This is a genomic window from Pseudomonas sp. PHC1 (assembly GCF_046487845.1).
In the GTDB taxonomy this organism is placed as follows: domain Bacteria; phylum Pseudomonadota; class Gammaproteobacteria; order Pseudomonadales; family Pseudomonadaceae; genus Aquipseudomonas; species Aquipseudomonas sputi.
This window is the reverse complement of the sequence record NZ_JBJXHJ010000027.1, coordinates 42,944-63,604: the sequence shown is the minus strand read 5'-3', so window position 1 is coordinate 63,604 and position 20,661 is coordinate 42,944. Positions and strand designations below refer to the sequence as shown.

Here is a 20,661-nt window from a genome sequence, read left to right as displayed (position 1 = left end):
CGCCCCCGTGCAGGGCACGAGGGCGTTCGGGTTCAAACGGCGGTCGGTTTGTGTGCCACGAAGCGCATCATCCACTCCGCCACAGTGGTGCCGTGGTGCTGGTGCTCCAGGCTGGCAACGCCCTTGCTGTACACCTGCTCGCCCAGCGCTTCCTGACGCAGATCCAGCAACGCCCGTGAATAGTCGTGGATGAATTCCGGATGCCCCTGGAAGCACAGCACCTGATCGTTGATGTGGTACGCGGCGAACGGGCAGAAATCACTGGAAGCAATCACCGTGGCGTTCTCCGGCAGCGCCGTGACTTGATCCTGGTGGCTGATCAGCAGCGTCAGCTCTTCACGCAGCGGGCTCATCCACGGTGCCTTGGCCGCCAGTTTGTAGTGGTGAATGCCGACACCCCAACCTTGAGTAGCACGCTCGCTCTTGCCGCCCAGCAGCAGCGCCAGCAGTTGATGGCCGAAGCACACGCCGAGCAGTTTGTCGCCGCGCTCATAGCGGGTCAGCAGGTATTGCTTGAGGGTCTGAATCCACGGGTCGGTGCCGAACGAGTCGGCCTTGCTGCCAGTGACCAGGTACGCATCGAAGGTCAGGTCATCACTCGGATAATCGCCCTGCATCACGTTGTACACCGTGAATTCGGCGGCGATCGGCTGTTGCGAGAACAGACGCTGGAACATCTGCCCGTAACCCTGATATTGATCGACCAGTTCCGGACGCAGGATGTCGGTTTCCAGAATGCAGATGCGTAGCGACATAAAAAATACCTGACACGTGATGGGAATAATGCACACCCCAGAGCCTGCCTTGAAACCACCCGGCAAGGCAAGCCCCGAAATGCGTCCCCGCCCCGTTAGAACAGCTCGCCCTTGGCAGCTTTTTCCAGCAGCAACGCTGGCGGTGCGAAACGCTCGCCGTACTGTTCCGCCAGATACTGCGCCCGCGCGACGAAGTCCTTCACGCCATATTGATTGATGAACTGCAATGCGCCGCCCGTCCATGCCGCAAAACCGATACCGAAGATCGAACCGACGTTGGCGTCCGCCGTCGACGTCAGCACACCCTCCTCGACACAACGCACGGTTTCGATGGCCTGTACGAACAGCAACCGATCACGCACATCCTTCGGCGAAATCTGCCCGTCGGCTTTCTCGAAACGGGTTTTCAGTTCGGGCCACAGATGTTTCTGCCCACCCGCCGGGTACTCATAAAATCCGCCTCCCGCTGCCTTGCCCGGCCGCTTGTATTCGTTGAGCAGCAAGTCAATCACGGCGAACGCCGGGTGCTCAATCAGCGGTTTCCCTTCCGCTTGCAGGTCTTTGGCCGTTTGCTGACGGATATGGCTCATCAGGCTGAGGGAAACTTCGTCAGAGATCGCCAGAGGCCCGATGGGCATGCCGGCCTTGCGTGCTTCGGTCTCGATCATCGGTGCGCTGACACCCTCTCCCAGCATGGCGATGCCTTCATTGGTGAAAGTGCCGAACACCCGCGAAGTGAAGAAGCCGCGGCTGTCATTGACCACAATCGGCGTTTTCTTGATTTGCAGGACGAAATCGAACCCGCGTGCGAGGGTTTCGTCGCTGGTTTGCGCACCTTTGATGATCTCCACCAGCGGCATCTTTTCCACCGGGCTGAAGAAGTGCAGGCCGATGAACTTGCTTTGATCCGGCACTGCGCTCGCCAACCCCGTGATGGGCAAGGTCGAGGTGTTGGAGGCAATCACCGCATCGGCACCGACCACCTGCTGCGCCGCCGCCGAGACCTTGGCCTTGAGTTGGCGATCCTCGAACACCGCCTCGATGATCAGATCGCAACCTGCCAGATCGGCATCGCTTTCGGTCGGGTGGATACGCGCCAGCACCGCTTCACGTTGCTGCGCAGTCATCTGCCCGCGAGCGACTTTCTTGTCCAGCAACGCGGCCGAATGCGCCTTGCCCTTTTCGGCAGCCGCCAGGTTGATGTCCTTGAGCACCACGTCGACCCCGGCCACCGCGCTGACGTAGGCGATTCCCGCCCCCATCATCCCGGCGCCAAGCACGCCCACCCGCTTCGTCACATAAGGCGCAAAACCCTGCGGACGCGACCCGCCGGCATTGATTTCATTGAGCTGGAACCAGAACGTGCCGATCAGGTTTTTCGAGACCTGCCCGGTGGTCAATTCAGTGAAGTAGCGGGTTTCGATCAGGTGCGCGGTGTCGAAATCCACCTGCGCGCCTTCCACCGCCGCGCACAGAATTTTCTCCGGCGCCGGCAACGTGCCCTGGGTTCTGGTGCGCAGGATCGACGGCGCAATCGCCAGCATCTGCGCGACTTTCGGGTTCGATGGCGTGCCGCCGGGAATCTGATAACCCTTTACATCCCAACGCTGCACGGCCGCAGGATTGGCCAGAACCCAGGCTCGCGCCTTGGCCAGCAGCTCATCGCGATCCGCCGCCAGTTCATCGATCAGACCCGCCTGCAACGCTTGCTGCGGACGGACTTTCTTGCCTTCGAGCAGGTACGGCAAAGCCTTTTCGATGCCGAGCATGCGCACCATGCGCACCACGCCACCGCCACCCGGCAACAGGCCGAGGGTCACTTCCGGCAAACCGAGTTGCACCGAAGCATCGTCCAGCGCCACCCGATGGTGACAGGCCAGACAGATTTCCCAGCCGCCACCGAGCGCCGCGCCGTTGATCGCCGCGACCACTGGTTTGCCGAGGGTTTCCAGGGTGCGCAACTGGCCCTTGAGGGTCAGCACCATGTCGTAGAAAGCCTTGGCTTGGGGCTTGCCGACCTTGATCAGTTCATTCAGGTCGCCGCCGGCAAAGAAGGTTTTCTTGGCTGAAGTGATGATCACCCCGGCGATGTCATCTTTTTCTGCCTGCAATCGGGCGACGCTGTCGGCCATGGCCTCGCGGTACACCGCGTTCATGGTGTTGGCGCTCTGGCCCGGCATGTCGATGGTCAGGAGGACGATGCCGTCCTGGCCTTTTTCGTAACGAATGGCTTGGGTCATGACAGGATTCCTTGGGGTCAGAGGCGTTCGATGATGGTGGCGATGCCCATGCCGCCGCCGACGCACAGCGTCGCCAGGCCATAGCGCAGACGCCGGGCTTCCAGTTCATCGAGCAAGGTGCCGAGAATCGCGCAACCGGTGGCACCCAGTGGATGCCCCATCGCAATCGAGCCGCCATTGACGTTGACCTTGTCCGGGTCGACGGCCATGTCCTTGATGAATTTCAGCACCACCGAGGCGAACGCCTCGTTGACCTCGAACAGGTCGATGTCTTCCACCCGCAGCCCGGCCTTGGCCAGCGCCTTGCGAGTGGCCGGCGCCGGGCCGGTGAGCATGATGGTCGGGTCGGTGCTGGTGACCGCCGTCGCGACAATCCGCGCCCGCGGTTGCAGGCCCATCGCGCGCCCCTTGGCCTCGGAGCCGATCAGCATCAGCGCCGCGCCGTCGACGATCCCCGAGCTGTTGCCTGGCGTGTGCACATGGTTGATCCGCTCGACATGGCTGTAGACCCGCAACGCCGTAGCGTCGAAACCCATCTGGCCGATCATCTCGAAACTCGGCTTGAGCTTGCCCAGGCCTTCAAGGGTCGACTCGGCGCGGATGAACTCATCGTGGTCGAGCAGGATGATGCCGTTCTGGTCCTGCACCGGCACCAACGACTTGTTGAACGCCCCGTCGGCCCGGGCGCGCGCCGCCTTCTGTTGCGAGTGCAGCGCGTAGGCATCGACGTCCTGACGGCTGAAGCCTTCAAGGGTGGCGATCAGGTCGGCACCGACGCCTTGCGGGGTGAAGTGGCTGTGCAGGTTGGTCTGTGGGTCCAGCGCCCAGGCGCCGCCGTCGCTGCCCATCGGCACGCGGGACATGGATTCGACGCCGCCGACCACCACCAGCTCTTCGAACCCGGAGCGCACTTTCATCGCCCCCAGGTTCACCGCTTCCAGCCCGGAAGCGCAGAACCGGTTGATCTGCACGCCCGCAACGCTGACGTCCCAATCGGCCACCTGGACGGCGGTCTTGGCGATGTCCGAGCCCTGATCGCCGATCGGCGTGACGCAACCCAGCACCACGTCATCGACCTGGCTGGTGTCCAGCGCCGTGCGCGCCTGCAAAGCGATCAGCAGCCCGGCCACCAGATTTACCGGTTTGACGCTGTGCAGCGAACCGTCGGCCTTGCCCTTGCCACGGGGCGTGCGTAACGCGTCGAAAATCAAAGCTTGGGTCATGACGTCCTCGAACCTGTGCGGTGAGTGAAATTCGTGTTGTCACTGTTGTCTTCGCAGGCCAGGGATTCAATGACCACAGCGCTCAATGACGTTGACGCGCACGCTCAGACGGACGGTCATCCGGGGCTTGGTTAACCGGTTCAGGTGCGCGAGCTGTCTAGCAAAAGGGCGGCAAAGAAGCTGGCAATGGGCCTCATGCCTTTTTAATCGCGAAAGATAGCAAGTACATACGAAATGGATCTAAGCGAAGCGTGACGCGGGCCCTAAGGTGAAGATGTACGTCGTTGTCGTCGGGTTTTGCCGAGGCAGGCGTTCTTCAACAGGAAGTGCAGCGCTTGCCGTCATGGATATGCAGGCAGGCATCAGGAAATAACAAAAAAGGCGGTCAAGCCATGTTCAAACAACCGAAAGTACGGCAAGCAGGGCTCATTCTTTTCGCCACGACGCTGTTGTTGATTCTGCCGAACCTGACCAAGGTCATCGGCTGATTCAAGTTCAAGCGGCAGGTATTGTTTTTCGCTAGTGAAAATGTCATTGGCCCGCTATCCGGGCCAGCGTGGCTGTGCCAACCTTTGCGCACTTCCACGACACTGACGGCGATCACTTGAAAACGCTCATTCTGTTCGGGGCCATGCTGCTGAGCATGCCCCTGTCTGCCGCGCAACTGAACCTGGAGCTGGGCGCGAACAGTCGCACCTGGGAGACCGAGGAGTTGCTCAAGCATCCTCAGGTACAAACCCTCACGATCAAGAATGATGTGTCCTACAAGAAGGACATGACTTATCGCGCCGTGCCGGTTGCCGCACTGCTGACCGGCATCAAACCGGACGATCACCTGCAAGCCGTCGCCCTGGACGGCTTTGCCGCGGAACTGTCCGCCGCGCCGCTGTTGAACAACAAGGGCTCACGCGCCTGGCTGGCCATCGAAGATCCGGCGCAGCCCTGGCCGCCGCTGTCGGAAGGCAAGCACAGCGCCGGACCGTTCTATCTGGTGTGGACGGATCCGCAAGCCGGCCATATCAGCCCGGAACAATGGCCGTTCGAAGTGACGAGCATCAAGCGCATGGCGCCGGTGGCCGAGCGCTTCCCTGCCCTGTCGCCGGACCCTGCGTTGAAGGCCGATGACCCGGTCAATCAGGGTTTTGCGCTGTTCCAGAAGAACTGCCTGGCCTGTCATCGTCTCAATGGTGCGGGCGATGCGCAGTTCGGGCCGGACCTGAATATTCCGTACAACCCCACCGAGTACTTCGGCGCGGACTTCCTCAAGCGCTACCTCCGCGATCCGCAGAGTCTGCGCCAATGGCCGCAGGCGAAGATGCCGGGTTTTTCCGCCGAGGTGTTGCCGGACGCGGATCTGCAGAAGCTGATCGGGTATTTGCAGCACATGGCCGGGCGCAAGCTTGCGCCCGCCAAGTAATCCAGCAACGCCGCTTACTGCTGCTGCACCGAGATGACGGGGGCTGGTGTCGGCGACACCCGCACCTTCGCGTGCATCTGCTCTGACCCGCCGCCCCGGCGCATGCCGCGCACCGGACAGGCGTCGAGGTAATCCAGCCCCACTGCCAGTTTCAGGTGCCGCTCCGGCCGCGCCAGCTCATTGGTCACGTCAAAGCTGTACCAGGCGTCATCGATCCAGGCCTCGGCCCAGGCGTGACTGGCCAGGTGCTCACAATCCTCGCTGTACAGATAACCCGACACATAACGTGACGGCACCCCGAGACTGCGCGCGCAGGCCAGGAACGCGTGGGCGTGATCCTGGCAAACACCCGCCCGTCCGGCGAATGCCTCGGCAGCGCTGGTGTCGACTTCGGTGGAACCCGGCTTGTAGGTCATGTGCTGATTCAAACCGTGCATCAGATCGATCAACGCATTGCGGTCGCGGCGTTGTTTGCAGGATTTCTCGGCAAACGCCCGCAATGCCTCGTCAGCCTCGGTCAGCCGGGTGAAACGCAGGAACGGCAGCGCCGACTGGCTCTCGTGCTCCGCTTCGCGCAACTCGTCGATATCGACCTGCCCCCGGGCGCCGATGATGATCGCTTCGTGGGGCTCGTCCATGGTCAGCACATGCAGGATGTTGCCGAACGGATCGAGCTGGGCGCGCACCGGGCGCGGCAGGTCGAGCTGCCAGCTCAGCACGTGCTGACGCTCGCTGTCGTGGGGGGTCAGGCGCAGGTACTGGATGCTCGCGCGCACCTGATCTTCGTAGTGATAGGTGGTCTCGTGGCTGATGGAAAGTCTCATGCGGCCTCCAGGTAGGAACTGTGAATGGCGTTGCCCAGCTGGCGCACCAGCGGGATGAATTCAGTGAGCCAGGCGTGCAGGCCTTCCTCGAGGATTTCCTGGATGCCGGTGTAGCGCAGGCGTGCGTCCATTTCCGCCGCCAGCCGTTGTGCGGGGCGACCGTTGGCCCCCGGCAACTGGGCCAGGATCTGATCGATCTCTTCGGTGCAGGCCCGCAAGGAACGCGGCACATCGGCGCGCAACAGCAGCAATTCGGCCACATGCCGGGCACCCGGCGCATCGCGATAAATCTCGGTGTAAGCCTCGAACGATGACAAGGCTCGCAACAGGGCACTCCATTGGTAATAGGCGTGAGCGGTGCCGTCGCTGACTGCTTCGGCCTGATCGCCGGCCATTTCGTAACGCGCATCGAGCAGACGCAACGTGTTGTCCGCCCGCTCGATGAACGTACCCAGGCGAATGAAGCGAAACGCATCGTTGCGCATGATCGTGCCGTAGGACGCACCCCGGAACAGGTGCGAACGTTCCTTGATCCACTCGCAGAAACGGCTCATGCCGTAACGGCTGAGGCCCTGATTGGCGATCCCGCGGATCTCCAGCCAGGTGGCGTTGATGTTCTCCCACATGTCGGCGGTGATCCGGCCGCGCACCGCATGGGCGCTGGCCCGCGCCGCACCGAGACAGCTGTAGATGCTCGCCGGGTTGGCCGCGTCGAGGGCGAAGAAGTGCAACAATCGCTCGGCATGCAATTCGCCGTGGCGTTCCAGGTAATCGTCCAGCGTACCGGTGATCAGCAGCGGCATCGCCAGTTCGTGCAGGCCATCGCCACGGCCGTCCTGCGGCATCAGCGACAGCGAATAGCTGACATCGAGCATTCGTGCGAGGTTTTCCGCCCGCTCCAGGTAACGCGACATCCAGTACAGATCCGAGGCAGTTCTACTTAACATGACAGGCTTCCTTCAATCCTCGACCACCCAGGTGTCCTTGGTTCCGCCGCCCTGGGATGAATTCACCACCAGCGAGCCTTCACGCAGAGCGACACGGGTCAAACCGCCGGGTACGACCCGGGTTTCGCGCCCGGACAATACGAACGGGCGCAGGTCGATATGGCGCGGCGCAATGCCGTTTTCGACAAAGGTCGGACAGGTCGACAGCGACAGCGTCGGTTGTGCGATGTACGCGTGGGGCTTGGCCTTGATCCGCTCGCGGAACGCATCGATTTCCGCAGTCGTCGCCGCCGGCCCCACAAGCATCCCGTAACCGCCGGAGCCCTGGGTTTCCTTGACCACCAGATCCGCAAGATTGGCCAGCACGTGGGAAAGTTCAGACGGGTTGCGGCATTGCCAGGTCGGCACGTTTTTCAGGATCGGTTCTTCGTCGAGGTAGAAACGGATCATTTCGGTAACGAACGGATACACCGATTTGTCGTCCGCCACGCCGGTGCCGATGGCATTGGCCAGCACCACATTGCCGGAGCGATACGACGACAGCAGTCCCGGCACGCCGAGCATCGAATCCGGGCGGAACGCCAGCGGATCGAGGAACGCATCGTCGAGCCGGCGGTAGATCACGTCCACCGCTTTCGGGCCGTCGGTGGTGCGCATGAAAACCTTGTCATCACGCACGAACAGATCCGCGCCCTCCACCAGCTCCACGCCCATTTCCCGGGCGAGAAACGCATGCTCGAAAAACGCGCTGTTGAACCGCCCCGGGGTCAGCACCACGACACTCGGGTTGTCGATCGGGCTTGAGCTTTTCAAGGTGTCGAGCAGCAAGTTCGGGTAATGGTCGATGGGAGCGATGCGCTGGGCCGCGAACAGCTCGGGGAACAGACGCATCATCATCTTGCGGTCTTCAAGCATGTAGCTCACGCCGCTCGGCGTGCGCAGGTTGTCCTCGAGCACGTAATACGTGCCGTCGCCGTCGCGCACCAGATCGACGCCGGAGATGTGCGAATAGATATCGCGGTGCAGATCCAGCCCTTGCATCGCCAACTGGTATTGCTCGTTGGCCAGCACCTGCTCGGCGGGAATGATCCCGGCCTTGATGATGCGTTGCTCGTGGTAAAGGTCGGCGAGGAACATGTTCAACGCCTTGACCCGCTGAATGCAGCCGCGCTCGACAATCCGCCATTCACTGGCGGGAATGCTGCGCGGAATGGTGTCGAAGGGAATCAGGCGCTCTGTCCCTTGCTCGTCCCCGTAGAGCGTGAAAGTGATTCCGGCGCGATGAAACAGCAGATCGGCCTCGCGTCGCCGCTGGGCCAGCAGTTCATCAGGCGTCTCGGCCAGCCAGCGGGCAAACTCCCGGTAATGCGGGCGGATCTGGCCGCCGGCATCGTACATTTCATCAAAATAGGTGCGGATCATGCCGTACTCCTTGTCACTCCGGACCTACAGGCCTTCGCAAGGCCCGTGCCATCGGCATAAACGCTTTGATTTCAATCGGTTGGATATTGACGCCGCATGCACCGCACCATTCCTGTGCGGCAAATGCTCCCACCTGATCGCCCCCGCCTCATTGCGACGCAGTCACGTCGCCTATCACCAGCATAGTCAGAGTTGATTTCACTGCCCGTCGGCGGCTGCGGATAATCCGCGCATCCGCTGCAAAAACGTCGCTGACGAAGCACGCAGCCTCACTGTTCCGGCTTGCCTTGGCAGCCCTCCCGGCCTTAACTCTGACCGGTTTCCTCTCCTTGCGGTCTTCCCTTTCAGCCACCTCTTCAGGTGGCTTTTTTTTGCGCCGGTTTCTTGTTTCAGGGTTTTGCCATGCAGCTTTCGCAACGGCAGACACGACAACGGCCGACCCGAAGGTCAGCCGTTGCTCGACGTGTTGCGTCAGTTATCAATTCAAACGATGCCGGTTGCGGATCTCCTGTTTCACGCCCCAGCCCTCGATGATGCCGCCCAAGGGCTCGACCACCGCCGAAAAGCCCTGCTCGAAATCGCCAATGTCATCGTAGGTTGCGTACATCACCTTGCTCAACTCCAGAGACCAGGCGCCGTCGTCGCGCGCACTGACCTGGGCATTGATGGATTCACCGCGAAACTTGCCTGCCGCCCTGCGCGCCCGCTCCTCGTCCGGGAAAATGGCGTAGAACTCGATGGGATGGAATCGTGAAAAATCGAAACCGCCTTCTTTCATGCGGCGCAGCACGCTGCTGCTGATGTCTTCTTGATAGGCTGTGCTCATGAATCGTCCCCCTCGCATAGATGGATAGACTTTCCGTATTCCCTGCACCGGCCCCATGGCCTTGGTGCTACGACAACCGCGTTGCCGGCGGGAAACAAGCATGTAGCTGACAAGACCAGACCTTAGCGATCCGTTCGCTGATCTCGCTTGCAGAGTAGCCCCAAGATAGAGCCGCTGCCAAGGCCTGGTACGTAATGTAAAAGAAGATTCAGATTGGGGTGATGCTGCGGATTTCGATGCTGTTCTGGGTTTTCAGGTTTTTAACGCCGGCATCGGCGGTGCGCCCTTCCAGATCGTTCAGGTCAAGCTCGGCGGCGACCGGCAGCAATCGTTCTTTGATGAGGCGGGCTGCCCGTTCATGGCTGGGGCATTCCTCGCACTCGAAGACTTCGTTGATCGTTTCACCATGATCGTCCACGAAAGTGACTTTCCACTTTGACATCAGAGCCTCCTCGACCAAACCCGCAAGTGGGCTTACTCCTATCTCGACTTTTGTCAGGACTGATCGTTCAAAAGGTTTACATCGCTGCAACATGAAAAAAGCCGAGGCCGGCGTGATTTCGCACACCGGCCTCGGCTTTTTCTTTACCCGCGAACGATCAGTCGTTGCTTGGCTTGTTCACCGCTTGCAGCACGTACTGCGGCAAGGCAAAAGCACCGATGTGGATTTCCGGGTTGTAGTAGCGGGTGACGATGCCGCTGCCGATGAAGCGCTGTTGCAGAACTTCACGGCTCAGCTTGCGGTAGGCCGGATTGGTCGAGCCCCAGGCGAACGTCATCGAACCGCCGATGTAGGTCGGCACGGCCGCCTGATAGAAGTGCCAGTCCGGGAACAGGCTGCGCAGGCGACCGGCGGTGGTTTTCACTTCTTCGATCTGCATGAACGGCGTGCCGTTCTGGGTCACGAGGATGCCGCCCTCGTTCAGGCAGCGGTGGCAGGCCTGGTAGAAGTTTTCCGAGAACAGCACTTCGCCCGGGCCGATCGGGTCGGTGGAGTCGGAAATGATCACGTCAAACTTCTCGGTGGTGGTCGCGACAAAGCGCATGCCGTCGTCGATCACCAGGTTCAGGCGCGGATCATCGTAGGCGCCGCTGGAGTGGTTCGGCAAAAACTCTTTGCACATGTCGACCACGGTGCCGTCGATCTCGACCATGGTGATGTGCTCGACGCTGGCGTGTTTGGTCACTTCGCGCAGCATGCCGCCGTCGCCGCCGCCGATGATCAGCACGCGCTTGGCGGTGCCGTGGGCGAGGATCGGCACGTGGGTGAGCATTTCGTGGTAGATGAACTCGTCGGCTTCGGTGGTCTGGATCACGCCGTCCAGCGCCATCACCCGGCCCATGCGAGGGTTCTGGAAGATCACCAGATGCTGGTGTTCGGTGCGCACTTCGTGCAGCAGTTTTTCCATGCGAAAACGCTGGCCGTAGCCTTCGTAGAGGGTTTCCAGGTATTCGCTGGTCTTGGTGACGGTCATGGTGAAGTGCTCCGATGAATGCGCGGGCGCCAATCGTCAGGTTCGATTGCCCGGGAAAGGCGCGCATTCTACGTTGCCGAAGATGACAGGTCGAACCTCAGTTCATCGGCCCGACCCCATCAGGGTGCGAACGGTCAGATCCGCACATTGCCCCGCGGTCCGGCAATCGCCCAAATGATCAGGCCGAGCACCGGCAGCAGGATGATCAACAACACCCAGAGGATTTTCATCCCGGTCTCGGCGCCGCTTTTCAGCACATTGATGATCGCCCAGATGTCGAGCGCAAGAATGATCAGGCCGACCAGGCCGTTGAACGTGGAACCCATGGTGTCGCTCCAGAATAGTGGCGTGCACTTTTAGGATAGACGGTCGCGCCCAGGGTTCCCTTTTATTGCGTTCAGACGTGAACGGCGACCTTCAGGGCTTCCAGCGACGGCGCGGCGGCAATGCCGGCTTCGGCGCACAGTTCCAGCACGCGCGGTACATCGTTGCCGTAGACCAGCACCACTTGCAGCTCATCGTCGAGCAACTGGCTGAAGTTCATCAGCGTGTAACCGCCGTTTTCCTTGTTCAGGCTGCTCATCTGCACCTGGATACGATTGAGCGCGGTCAGCGCCTCGGTCTTGGCCAGTTGCTTGGGCTTGAGGTTGAACTCGACGCCCGGGCCGAACGACGCGACGATCTGCGCGAACAGGTCAACGTAGGTGTCGGCCTGAAACAGCACGGTCTCGGGCAGACTGCCGACCACCACCCACTCGCCCAGCGGAATCGGGAAAGTGTCGTCGTAGTTGATGTCCGGATTGGCGGTCAGAAATGCGTCGGCATCGGCGTAGGCCTGCGCCGCTTCATCGGCGACCTTGAGGATCTCGTCTTCGCCCATGCAGCCGGAGCTGATTTTGCTGATGAGTTCGGCGAGTGCGGCTTTCATGGGGGCGGATCCTGTGGCGAAGAAAATTTGAGGGCGCGAAGGATAGCGCATTCTCGCCTTCGCCACAGAGCAGGTTCCGGCCAGCGGCTTCAGCCCAGCAGCTTTTCCAGCTGTGCGGTGGTGTCCACGGCGCCCATGGTCCGGGCCGCGTCCAGGGCGGTGACGCCATTGGCATCCTTGGCTTTCGGATCGGCGCCCTGGTCGATCAGGTAATCGACGATTTCAACCCGGTTGAACATCGCCGCCATCATCAGCGCCGTGCGGCCATCGAAGGAGGCGCCTTCAATCTGCGCCCCACCCTCGACCAGAGCCTTGACCACGGCCAGATCTCCCTTGAATGCCGCGCCGGCAATCGGACTCTGGCCGTTGCCGTTGCGCTGTTCCGGATCGGCCTTGTGCTTGAGCAGCACTTGCACCGCGTCCACGTGACCGTAGTAACTGGCGAGCATCAGCAGAGTGTCGCCCTTGCTGTTGGTCAGGTTCACCGGCAGACCGGCAGTGATCAGGCGATCGAGCATCACCGCATCACCCTCGCGCGCCTTGTTGAATACCTGCTCGGTGAATTCGGCGGCTTCTTCGGGGGTCATCTGGCGGCTTTGGTCGGACATGGGGCAACTCCACTTTCGGTCAATCGGAAAGCCGACAGTTTCCCGAGCGCAGCGATAGCTGTCATCCCCTTTTTTCCAAGACCGTCGATAGCCAATATCAATAGCGGTACTTGCCTGCCCGGATATCCGCGAGGATTTCATCTGTCACCTGCACGTAGGTTTCGGTCCCCGGCAGCCAGGCATAAATCGGGTCATCCCCCGTCAGGCCGGGGTCGAAGCCTTCGTTTTTCAGGCGCGTCTTCTGGTATTTGAAGGTGCCGGTGGTTTCCATCTTGACCTTCACCCGCAGGAACAGCGGCACCGCGTAGGCCGGCATGCGTTGGCGGGCGAAGGCCAGCAGCTCGGCGAAATCCAGGGTCGCCAGCGACTCGGCCGGGGTGATCGCCGCCATGCCGGCGCGGCCATTGGTGTTGGGAATTTCCACGCCATAGGCCACCGCTTCGGAAATGTGCGGGTGCTGGAGCAGCAGATTTTCGACCTCGGTGGTCGAGACGTTCTCGCCCTTCCAGCGATAGGTGTCGCCGAGGCGGTCGACAAACTGTGCATGACCGAAACCGATGTTGCGCAGCAGGTCGCCGGTGTTGAAGAAGCGATCGCCCTTGGCGAACACGTCCTGCAGCACGACCTTGGCGGTTTTCTGTGGATCGGTGTAGCCGTCCAGCGGCGCCTTGTCGTCGATCCGCGCCAGCAACAGGCCCCGCTCGCCCCGGCCGACCTTGCGCATGAATCCGTCATCACCACGAATCGGCTCGCCGCTGTCCTGGTCGTAAGCCACCAGCTCCCAGGCCATCAGCGAGAAACCGATGGTGTTGTCGAAATTGAGAATATTGGTGAAGCCGATATTGCCGTCGCTGGCCGCGTACAGCTCGCAGATGTGATCCACGCCGAAGCGGGTCTTGAACTCGGCCCACGCACCGGGCCGCAAACCGTTGCCAATCATCTTGCGCACGTCGTGACGGCTGTCGTCGGCGCTGAGCGGCTGATCCACCAGATACCGGCACAACTCGCCGACATAACCGATGGTGGTGGCGCGATAACGCCGCACATCGCTCCAGAACTGCCGGGCGCTGAACTTGCGACGGATGGCGAAGCCCGAAGCGCCATTGACCGCCGAACCCCAGCACACACAAAGTCCGGTGGCGTGGTAGAGCGGCAAGGTGCAATAGACGATGTCGTCCGGGCGCATGTCGAGGGCGATCAGGCCGAAGCTCGCCGAACTGCGCATCCAGCGGCCGTGTTTGAACACGCCAGCCTTGGGCAAACCGGTGGTACCGGAGGTGTAGATATAGAAGCAGGGGTCGTCGAAAAAAATCTGCCGACTGCTGGCCGGGTTGTCGCCGCAAGCGTCGGCACTGGCGCTGATCAGGTTGATGTAGCCCTCGGGCGCGATGCCCGGATGGCTGAAGGTATCCTGATCGGCGACGAACCAGGCACGCGCCGCCGGTATCGATACTTGCTCGCGTACCGCCGCAAATGCCGGCAGCAACTCTTCACCGACGACAATCGCCGCCGGCGTCACCAGATTGATGCTGTGGATCAGCGTATCGCGGGTCTGCGAGGTATTGAGCAGCGCGCTGACGGCGCCCACTTTGGCCAGGGCCAGAATCGTCACCAGCAATTCCGGGCGGTTTTCGATGAACACCGCCACCACATCGCCCTTGCCGATGCCCTGCCCGATCAGGTAGTGGGCGATGCGGTTGGCCCACTGGTTGACCTGCGAATAACTCAGCACCACCTCGCCCGACAGCAGCGCGGGGCCCTCGGGATTGCGCAGGGTCGCCTGCTCGAAAGTCCAGCCCAGGCCACAGGTCTGGGTCGGATCCGTGACGTTGGCCACCTTCATGCCTTTCACCACCCGAGGGATGGCTTTGGCAATCATCGGCAGTTTGCGGAGCATCATGCCCCAGGTAATCGTGTCGCTCGGCGCGTGGCGCATGGCAGCTCCCGTTCGACCTTGACGTGCAGGCCGGATTTTTATTGTCGGGCAATCGGGTGAGGAAACCGGCGCTTCTTGCGCGAGGGTCGAGGCGGAAAATACGTCAGGCCTTCGCGGGCTGTACACGCGGTTTTTGCAATGTTTTGTATCCGCCCCGGCGCTACTACACGCAGCGTGATTACCGCCGGGGGTATTGGTTCCATCGGATCGACCATGATCCCGCAAAATGCAGGATGCACGATGGCCATTCATGCAGATTGCACGACAACCGAAATGAACTAAATTCACAACCTATTGATTTATATAGATTTTTAAAAAATAACCATACTGGCACAATCGCTGCAACTCCCTATGCATGCTTGCCATTCAAGTGCATACGGAGCTGAAAGACATGAACCTGATCCAAGAAAAATTTACTTCCCTGTTCTCCAACTTCGCCGTCACTACCCAGCCACGTCCCGATGGCGGGATCCTGCTAACGCTGAAGAGTGCCGATGGCAAAGTATTCAAGCGCGCGCTCACCTATCAGCAATTGCACACCGGTGACCAACTGTCGTGGGCGATCAGCGCGATTCGCCGTGATCTGGCGGAACAAGCCAGCGAGCTGCCGCAGATCGGCATGCTGCAAAGCCAACAGCGTTTTGCCCTGCCGACCTATCATTCGATGTAATTCGAACACCGTATATACAAACAGGCCGTGGAGCTTTCGCTTCACGGCCTGTTTTTTTTACTCGTCGAGTGTGTGGACTCAGAACGCTTCCGGTTCGATCCCGGTGAAACTGTCGACGGTCACATGCCCTTCCAGTTCCCCGCCCTCACGGGCGAGCCCGCAGGTTTGCAGGCCGGCAGCCTGGGCAGCGTCGAGTTCCTGGACAATGTCGGACAGGAACAGGATCTCCTGCGGTTCGACTCCGATGGCCTGCTGGATGTTGCTGTACGACTGCGCGTCGCGCTTGGGCCCCGACGTGGTGTCGAAGTAGCCGCTGAACAATGGCGTCAGATCCCCTGCTTCGGAGCAGCCGAAAATCAGCTTCTGCGCCTGGATCGAACCGGACGAATAAACAAACAGTTGATAGCCGGCCTGATGCCAGCGCTGGAGCGCTTCAACGGCGTCCGGGTAAACATGCCCCTTCAACTGCCCGGCCTGATACCCCTGTTCCCAGACCATGCCCTGCAACGCTTTCAGCGGTGTGGCCTTGCGGTCTTCGGCGATCCAGCTCAGCAGAATTTCCACGACCCGCTCGACGTCAGCCTGCGGTTCGTTGCTGTCGCGGCGCACCGCGTCCAGTTGTTCGGCAACATCGGCGCGCTGGGCGTTCTGGCGAACGAAGTCCGGCAGGTGTTTGGCGGCATACGGAAACAGCACGTCGAACACAAAACTCACCGCGCTGGTGGTGCCTTCGATGTCGGTGAGAATGACCTTGATCGACATCGGCTCAGTCCTCCAGACGCGGGAAGCGGCCGGCGATGTCTTCGCCGGTGAAGTTGGCGACCCAGCCTTCAGGATTGTTGAACAGACGGATCGCCACGAAATGCGGGTTCTCGCCCATGTCGAACCAGTGTTTGGTGCCGGCCGGCACCGAAATCAGGTCGTTCTTTTCGCACAGCACGGCGTAGACATAATCGTCGATGTGCAGGGTGAACAGGCCACGGCCGGCGACGAAGAAACGTACTTCGTCTTCGCCATGACGATGTTCTTCGAGGAACTTGGCACGCAACTCGGCTTTTTGCGGGTGATCGCTGTTGAGGCTGATCACATCGACCGTGATGTAACCGCGCTCGGTCATCAGTTTGTCGATCTGTTCTTTATAGGCACCGATCACTTCTTCCTGGCTGGCACCGGGCTGGATCTTTGCGGCGGCTTGCCAGCGGTCGAAGCGCACGCCCTGCTCGGCCAGGGTCGAGGCGATGTCTTCGAAATGGGTCAGCACCTTGTTCGGAATCTCGGGGCTGGAAACGTGATAGACGGACAGGCTGCTCATGGGGCATTCCTCGGTATCGGCCTTGCCGTCCGGTTCTTTCAGACCGGTCGGGCACTGCATTCATCAGGCAAATGGGCTGGTTCTGGTGAAGTCAGCCTTGGCGGTTCATGACGCTGCGGGTCTTCAACTCGCATTCAAACAGGAATTCAAAGGCCTCGATCTGGCGCAACGCATCACTCATCTGCGCGCCCCAGGTGTAGAGGCCGTGGCCGCGAATCAGATAACCCACGCAATCGGGATGGGCGTCGAGCCAAGGCTGCACCTTGGCGGCGAGGCGTGCAATGTCTTGATCGTTGTCGAAGATCGGCACCCGCACCCGGGATTCGTGGGTCGAGATGCCGCTGAAGGCTTTTTGCAGTTCGTAATCTTCGAACTCGATGAAATCTTCCGGCGTCAGGCGCGACAGCACCGTGGCGTTCACCGAGTGGGTGTGCAGCACCGCGCCGATCTCCGGGCGCCAGCTGTAGAGCTGGGTGTGCAACAGCGTTTCGGCGGACGGTTTTTTGCCCGGTTCCAGGCTGTTGCCGGACAGGTCGGTGGCGAGCACGTCGTCCAGGCCCAACTGGCCCTTGTGCTTGCCGGATACGGTCAGCAGCGCTTCGCTCGGCGACAGGCGCGTCGAGTAATTGCTGCTGGTGGCCGGCGACCAGCCGCGACCATAAAGAAAACGCCCGGCGTCGACAATTTGCCGGGCAAGCTGTTCACGGGTAAGGCTCATGGCCTGTCCTCTTGCATTCGAATGGCAATGATAACGGCAGCGGCGAGCGCTGCGAGACTGGCAATACTAAAGGTCAATGTCGCGCCAAGGGCATTCCAGCTGTAACCGGAATACAACGCGCCAAGCGCACCACCGGTGCCGGCCAACGCTGCATACAGCGCTTGGCCCTGCCCTTGCTGGCGCGCGCCGAAGCTACGTTGCACGAACGCGATGGCAGCGGCATGAAAGCTGCCGAACGTCGCCGCGTGCAGCACCTGGGCAAACAGCAAGACCCCAAGGAATTCGGCGAAAGAACCTAGCAGCAACCAGCGCAATGCCGCCAGCAGGAAACTCGCCATCAGCACCCGCCGCAGGGAAAACCGCGCGAGAATCCGGCTCATCGCCATGAACATCAGCACTTCCGCTACCACGCCGACCGCCCAGAGCATGCCGATCACGCCACGGCTGTAGCCCAGCCGTTCGAGGTGCAGGGTCAAAAACGTGTAATACGGCCCGTGACTCAGCTGCATCAGCGCCACGCAACCGTAGAACGCCAGCACCCCGGGATTGCGCAACTGCTTGAGAAAGCCCTCCCCGGTCGGCCGATTGCCTTGGGCCGGTTGCGCGTTCGGCACCCACAGACTACTGAGCACGATCCCGGCCATGATCAGCACCAGCGCCGCCGGGTAGATGTCGAGGCTGAGCCATTCGAACAGGCGACCGAGGGCGACCACGGTGATGATGAAACCGATCGATCCCCACAGGCGGATCTGGCTGTAGCGGGAAGTCTGGCTCTGTAAATGCGCCAGGGTGATGACTTCGAACTGTGGCAGCACCGCGTGCCAGAAGAAAGCGTGCAAAGCCATGACCATCGCCAGCCAGGCGTAGGTCTTGCTGACGAAAATCAGCGAGAAAGTCAGCAGCGTGCACACCGCGCCGAAACGCACGATGGCCAGGCGCCTGCCGGTGTAATCACCGAGCCAGCCCCAGATGTTCGGCGCCACGCAGCGCATCAGCATCGGGATCGCCACCAGCTCGCCGATGCGCGCGGCGCTGAATCCGAGGTGATCGAAGTACAGCGCCAGAAACGGCGCCGTCGAACCGAGCAAGGCGAAATAGAACAGATAGAAACTGGACAGCCGCCAGTACGGGAACGCCGCCACGGTCAGACCGCGACGGCTTTGAGGTCATCCATCAAAGCTGACCCAGCACCGGGGTGCTCACCCGCACATCGGCGTTCTGACCACGGTGACGCAACAGGTGATCCATCAGCACGATGGCCATCATCGCCTCGGCAATCGGCGTGGCGCGGATGCCCACGCACGGATCGTGGCGGCCCTTGGTGATCACGTCGACCGGATTGCCATCGATGTCGATCGAGCGACCCGGGGTGGTGATGCTCGAGGTCGGCTTCAAGGCCAGGTGCGCGACGATCGGCTGACCCGAAGAGATCCCGCCGAGGATGCCGCCAGCGTTGTTGCTGAGGAAACCTTCGGGCGTCAGCTCGTCGCGGTGTTCGGTGCCGCGCTGGGCGACGCAGGCAAAACCGGCGCCGATTTCCACGCCTTTGACCGCGTTGATGCTCATCAGCGCATGGGCCAGTTCGGCATCGAGACGGTCGAAGATCGGCTCGCCCAGGCCCGGCATCACGCCTTCGGCAACCACGGTGATCTTCGCCCCGACGGAGTCCTGATCGCGGCGCAACTGATCCATGTAGGCTTCCAGCTCCGGCACTTTGTCCGGATCCGGGCTGAAGAAAGCATTCTGCTCGACCGACTCCCAGGTCTTGAACGGGATTTCGATCGGCCCGAGCTGGCTCATGTAGCCGCGAATGACGATGCCCTGACTGGCCAGGTATTTCTTGGCGATGGCGCCGGCCGCGACGCGCATGGCGGTTTCCCGCGCGGAGCTGCGACCGCCGCCGCGGTAATCGCGCTCACCGTATTTGTGGTGGTAGGTGTAGTCGGCGTGGGCCGGGCGGAACAGGTCCTTGATCGCCGAGTAGTCCTTGGACTTCTGGTCGGTGTTGCGGATCAGCAAGCCGATGGAGCAGCCCGTGGTGCGACCCTCGAACACGCCGGAGAGGATTTCGACTTCGTCGGCTTCCTGGCGCTGGGTGGTATGGCGGCTGGTGCCCGGCTTGCGACGGTCGAGGTCGCGTTGCAGGTCCTCAAGGGAAATCTCCAGGCCCGGCGGGCAGCCGTCAACAATGGCGACCAACGCCGGACCATGGCTTTCGCCCGCGGTGGTGACAGTGAACAGCTTGCCGTAGGTATTGCCGGACATGCAGGACGCTCCGTGAAATCGAACCCAAATTCGTGATGCGCGCCAGTATACGCAGGCTAACCGAGTAGTTCATCCTCGAACCTTAGCGGTGTGGGTGAGTCCAACCGACACCTTGGCAAATGATGGCGTGATGATGCTGCGAGTTTTGATCTTGAGCCTTTCCCTGTTTACCGGCTTTGTCCAGGCGACTGTCCTGCAACGTCCGGTCACGTTGACCACCGACAACGGCGAACTTTTCGGCTCGCTGTTGTTGCCAAAATCCGACAACCCCGTGCCGGTTGTCCTGATGCTTTCCGGCTCGGGTCCTACCGATCGTGACGGAAACAACCCCGACGGCGGGCGCAATGACAGCCTCAAGCGACTGGCCTGGGTGCTGGCCAAACACAATGTCGCCAGTGTGCGTTTCGACAAGCGCGGCGTGGCCGCCAGCCTGGCGGCCACGCCGGACGAGCGAAACCTGTCGGTGGAAGCCTATGTGGCGGATGCCGTGGCCTGGGGTCAGAAGCTGAAAGCCGATCCGCGCTTCGGTCCGTTGATCCTGCTCGGCCATAGTGAAGGCGCACTGATTGCCAGCCTCGCGGCTCCAAAGATCGATGCGGCTGCGGTCATTTCGCTCTCCGGCACGGCCCGACCGATCGATCAGGTACTGCGCCGGCAACTGGCCCGCAGCCTCCCTCCTCCTTTGATGCTGCGCAGCAATGAACTGCTCGACAGTCTCAAGGCCGGGCGCACCGACGACAATGTGCCGGCGCCGTTGCAGGTGATATTCCGTCCGAGTGTGCAGCCGTACCTGATTTCGCTGTTCCGTCAGGACCCGGCGGCAGCCTTCGCCCAGCTGAAAATGCCGGCGCTGATCGTGCAAGGCAGCAACGACATTCAAGTCCAGGTCGATGATGCGAAATTGCTCAAGGCTGCCAAACCGGACGCGCAACTGGCGCTGATCGAGGGCATGAACCACGTCTTGCGCATCGTGCCCAACGACCTGAAGCGGCAACTGGCCTCCTACAAGGACCCGAATTTGCCGCTGGCGGCGGAACTGGGGACACGCGTCCTTGAGTTTATTGACGGAATTCGCACCCGTTGAACTCTTTTTGC

Annotated in this window: 21 protein-coding genes; 3 read left to right on the top strand and 18 right to left on the bottom strand. The window is 61.2% G+C overall.

Annotated elements, in window-relative coordinates:
- Window positions 1-32: 32 nt before the first annotated feature.
- From ACKJSM_RS25660 to ACKJSM_RS25650, 3 genes are all read right to left on the bottom strand, one after another.
- Window positions 33-755, bottom strand: a complete 723-nt coding sequence (locus ACKJSM_RS25660; RefSeq protein WP_410239225.1) for an amidotransferase — start codon at window positions 753-755, stop codon at window positions 33-35.
- A 95-nt stretch (window positions 756-850) separates the two neighbouring features.
- Window positions 851-2,995, bottom strand: coding sequence for a 3-hydroxyacyl-CoA dehydrogenase NAD-binding domain-containing protein (locus ACKJSM_RS25655; RefSeq protein WP_410239224.1), 2,145 nt, complete (start codon window positions 2,993-2,995; stop codon window positions 851-853).
- A gap of 17 nt (window positions 2,996-3,012) precedes the next feature.
- A complete protein-coding gene (locus ACKJSM_RS25650; RefSeq protein ID WP_410239223.1) occupies window positions 3,013-4,218 on the bottom strand; it encodes an acetyl-CoA C-acetyltransferase in 1,206 nt (401 codons plus the stop codon).
- A 631-nt stretch (window positions 4,219-4,849) separates the two neighbouring features.
- Here ACKJSM_RS25650 and ACKJSM_RS25645 point away from each other — a divergent pair.
- Window positions 4,850-5,635, top strand: coding sequence for a c-type cytochrome (locus ACKJSM_RS25645; protein ID WP_410239231.1), 786 nt, complete (start codon window positions 4,850-4,852; stop codon window positions 5,633-5,635).
- Window positions 5,636-5,649: 14 nt separating this feature from the next.
- On the opposite strand, the gene ACKJSM_RS25640 is transcribed toward ACKJSM_RS25645, so the two are convergent.
- From ACKJSM_RS25640 to ACKJSM_RS25595, 10 genes are all read right to left on the bottom strand, one after another.
- Window positions 5,650-6,459, bottom strand: coding sequence for a transglutaminase family protein (locus ACKJSM_RS25640; RefSeq protein ID WP_236182947.1), 810 nt, complete (start codon window positions 6,457-6,459; stop codon window positions 5,650-5,652).
- Entirely contained in the window at window positions 6,456-7,406 is a 951-nt protein-coding gene (locus ACKJSM_RS25635; protein WP_007959974.1) for an alpha-E domain-containing protein, read from the bottom strand. The genes ACKJSM_RS25640 and ACKJSM_RS25635 overlap by 4 nt, the downstream gene beginning before the upstream one ends.
- 12 nt (window positions 7,407-7,418) lie before the next feature.
- On the bottom strand, window positions 7,419-8,828 hold the full coding sequence (locus tag ACKJSM_RS25630; protein WP_236182946.1) for a circularly permuted type 2 ATP-grasp protein: 1,410 nt from the start codon (window positions 8,826-8,828) through the stop codon (window positions 7,419-7,421).
- 478 nt (window positions 8,829-9,306) lie between these two features.
- The gene (locus tag ACKJSM_RS25625; protein WP_007959978.1) at window positions 9,307-9,654 is read right to left on the bottom strand and encodes a ribonuclease E inhibitor RraB; all 348 of its coding nucleotides are present in this window, start codon (window positions 9,652-9,654) and stop codon (window positions 9,307-9,309) included.
- A gap of 208 nt (window positions 9,655-9,862) precedes the next feature.
- Entirely contained in the window at window positions 9,863-10,096 is a 234-nt protein-coding gene (locus tag ACKJSM_RS25620; RefSeq protein ID WP_236182449.1) for a hypothetical protein, read from the bottom strand.
- Between the two features lie 157 nt (window positions 10,097-10,253).
- Window positions 10,254-11,129: a polyamine aminopropyltransferase gene (gene speE / locus ACKJSM_RS25615; protein WP_011333216.1), complete on the bottom strand. Its 876-nt coding sequence runs from the start codon at window positions 11,127-11,129 to the stop codon at window positions 10,254-10,256.
- Window positions 11,130-11,263: 134 nt separating this feature from the next.
- Complete coding sequence (locus ACKJSM_RS25610; protein ID WP_007959984.1) at window positions 11,264-11,455, bottom strand: PLDc N-terminal domain-containing protein; 192 nt, start codon at window positions 11,453-11,455, stop codon at window positions 11,264-11,266.
- A gap of 71 nt (window positions 11,456-11,526) precedes the next feature.
- Window positions 11,527-12,057, bottom strand: coding sequence for a hypothetical protein (locus tag ACKJSM_RS25605; protein WP_410239222.1), 531 nt, complete (start codon window positions 12,055-12,057; stop codon window positions 11,527-11,529).
- 89 nt (window positions 12,058-12,146) lie between these two features.
- Window positions 12,147-12,665, bottom strand: a complete 519-nt coding sequence (locus ACKJSM_RS25600; RefSeq protein WP_039769928.1) for an ankyrin repeat domain-containing protein — start codon at window positions 12,663-12,665, stop codon at window positions 12,147-12,149.
- A gap of 97 nt (window positions 12,666-12,762) precedes the next feature.
- On the bottom strand, window positions 12,763-14,601 hold the full coding sequence (locus tag ACKJSM_RS25595; protein ID WP_410239221.1) for a long-chain-acyl-CoA synthetase: 1,839 nt from the start codon (window positions 14,599-14,601) through the stop codon (window positions 12,763-12,765).
- Between the two features lie 391 nt (window positions 14,602-14,992).
- Between ACKJSM_RS25595 and ACKJSM_RS25590 the strand changes: the two genes are divergently transcribed.
- Complete coding sequence (locus tag ACKJSM_RS25590; protein WP_039769924.1) at window positions 14,993-15,271, top strand: DUF3509 domain-containing protein; 279 nt, start codon at window positions 14,993-14,995, stop codon at window positions 15,269-15,271.
- Between the two features lie 78 nt (window positions 15,272-15,349).
- Here the strand turns inward: ACKJSM_RS25590 and mtnC are convergent, their stop codons facing one another.
- The 5 genes from mtnC to aroC form a co-directional block, all read right to left on the bottom strand.
- On the bottom strand, window positions 15,350-16,033 hold the full coding sequence (mtnC, locus tag ACKJSM_RS25585) for an acireductone synthase (protein WP_236182453.1): 684 nt from the start codon (window positions 16,031-16,033) through the stop codon (window positions 15,350-15,352).
- Window positions 16,034-16,037: 4 nt separating this feature from the next.
- Window positions 16,038-16,583 (bottom strand): 1,2-dihydroxy-3-keto-5-methylthiopentene dioxygenase, encoded by a 546-nt coding sequence (locus ACKJSM_RS25580; protein ID WP_039770173.1) that lies wholly within the window; start codon window positions 16,581-16,583, stop codon window positions 16,038-16,040.
- Between the two features lie 91 nt (window positions 16,584-16,674).
- Entirely contained in the window at window positions 16,675-17,301 is a 627-nt protein-coding gene (locus tag ACKJSM_RS25575; RefSeq protein ID WP_134825973.1) for a methylthioribulose 1-phosphate dehydratase, read from the bottom strand.
- The gene (locus tag ACKJSM_RS25570; RefSeq protein ID WP_236182455.1) at window positions 17,298-18,443 is read right to left on the bottom strand and encodes an MFS transporter; all 1,146 of its coding nucleotides are present in this window, start codon (window positions 18,441-18,443) and stop codon (window positions 17,298-17,300) included. Before ACKJSM_RS25570 ends, ACKJSM_RS25575 begins: the two co-directional genes overlap by 4 nt.
- 31 nt (window positions 18,444-18,474) lie before the next feature.
- A complete protein-coding gene (aroC, locus tag ACKJSM_RS25565; protein WP_011333207.1) occupies window positions 18,475-19,566 on the bottom strand; it encodes a chorismate synthase in 1,092 nt (363 codons plus the stop codon).
- Between the two features lie 130 nt (window positions 19,567-19,696).
- On the opposite strand from aroC, the gene ACKJSM_RS25560 reads away from it, so the two are divergent.
- On the top strand, window positions 19,697-20,650 hold the full coding sequence (locus tag ACKJSM_RS25560) for an alpha/beta hydrolase (RefSeq protein WP_236182456.1): 954 nt from the start codon (window positions 19,697-19,699) through the stop codon (window positions 20,648-20,650).
- Window positions 20,651-20,661: the final 11 nt, after the last annotated feature.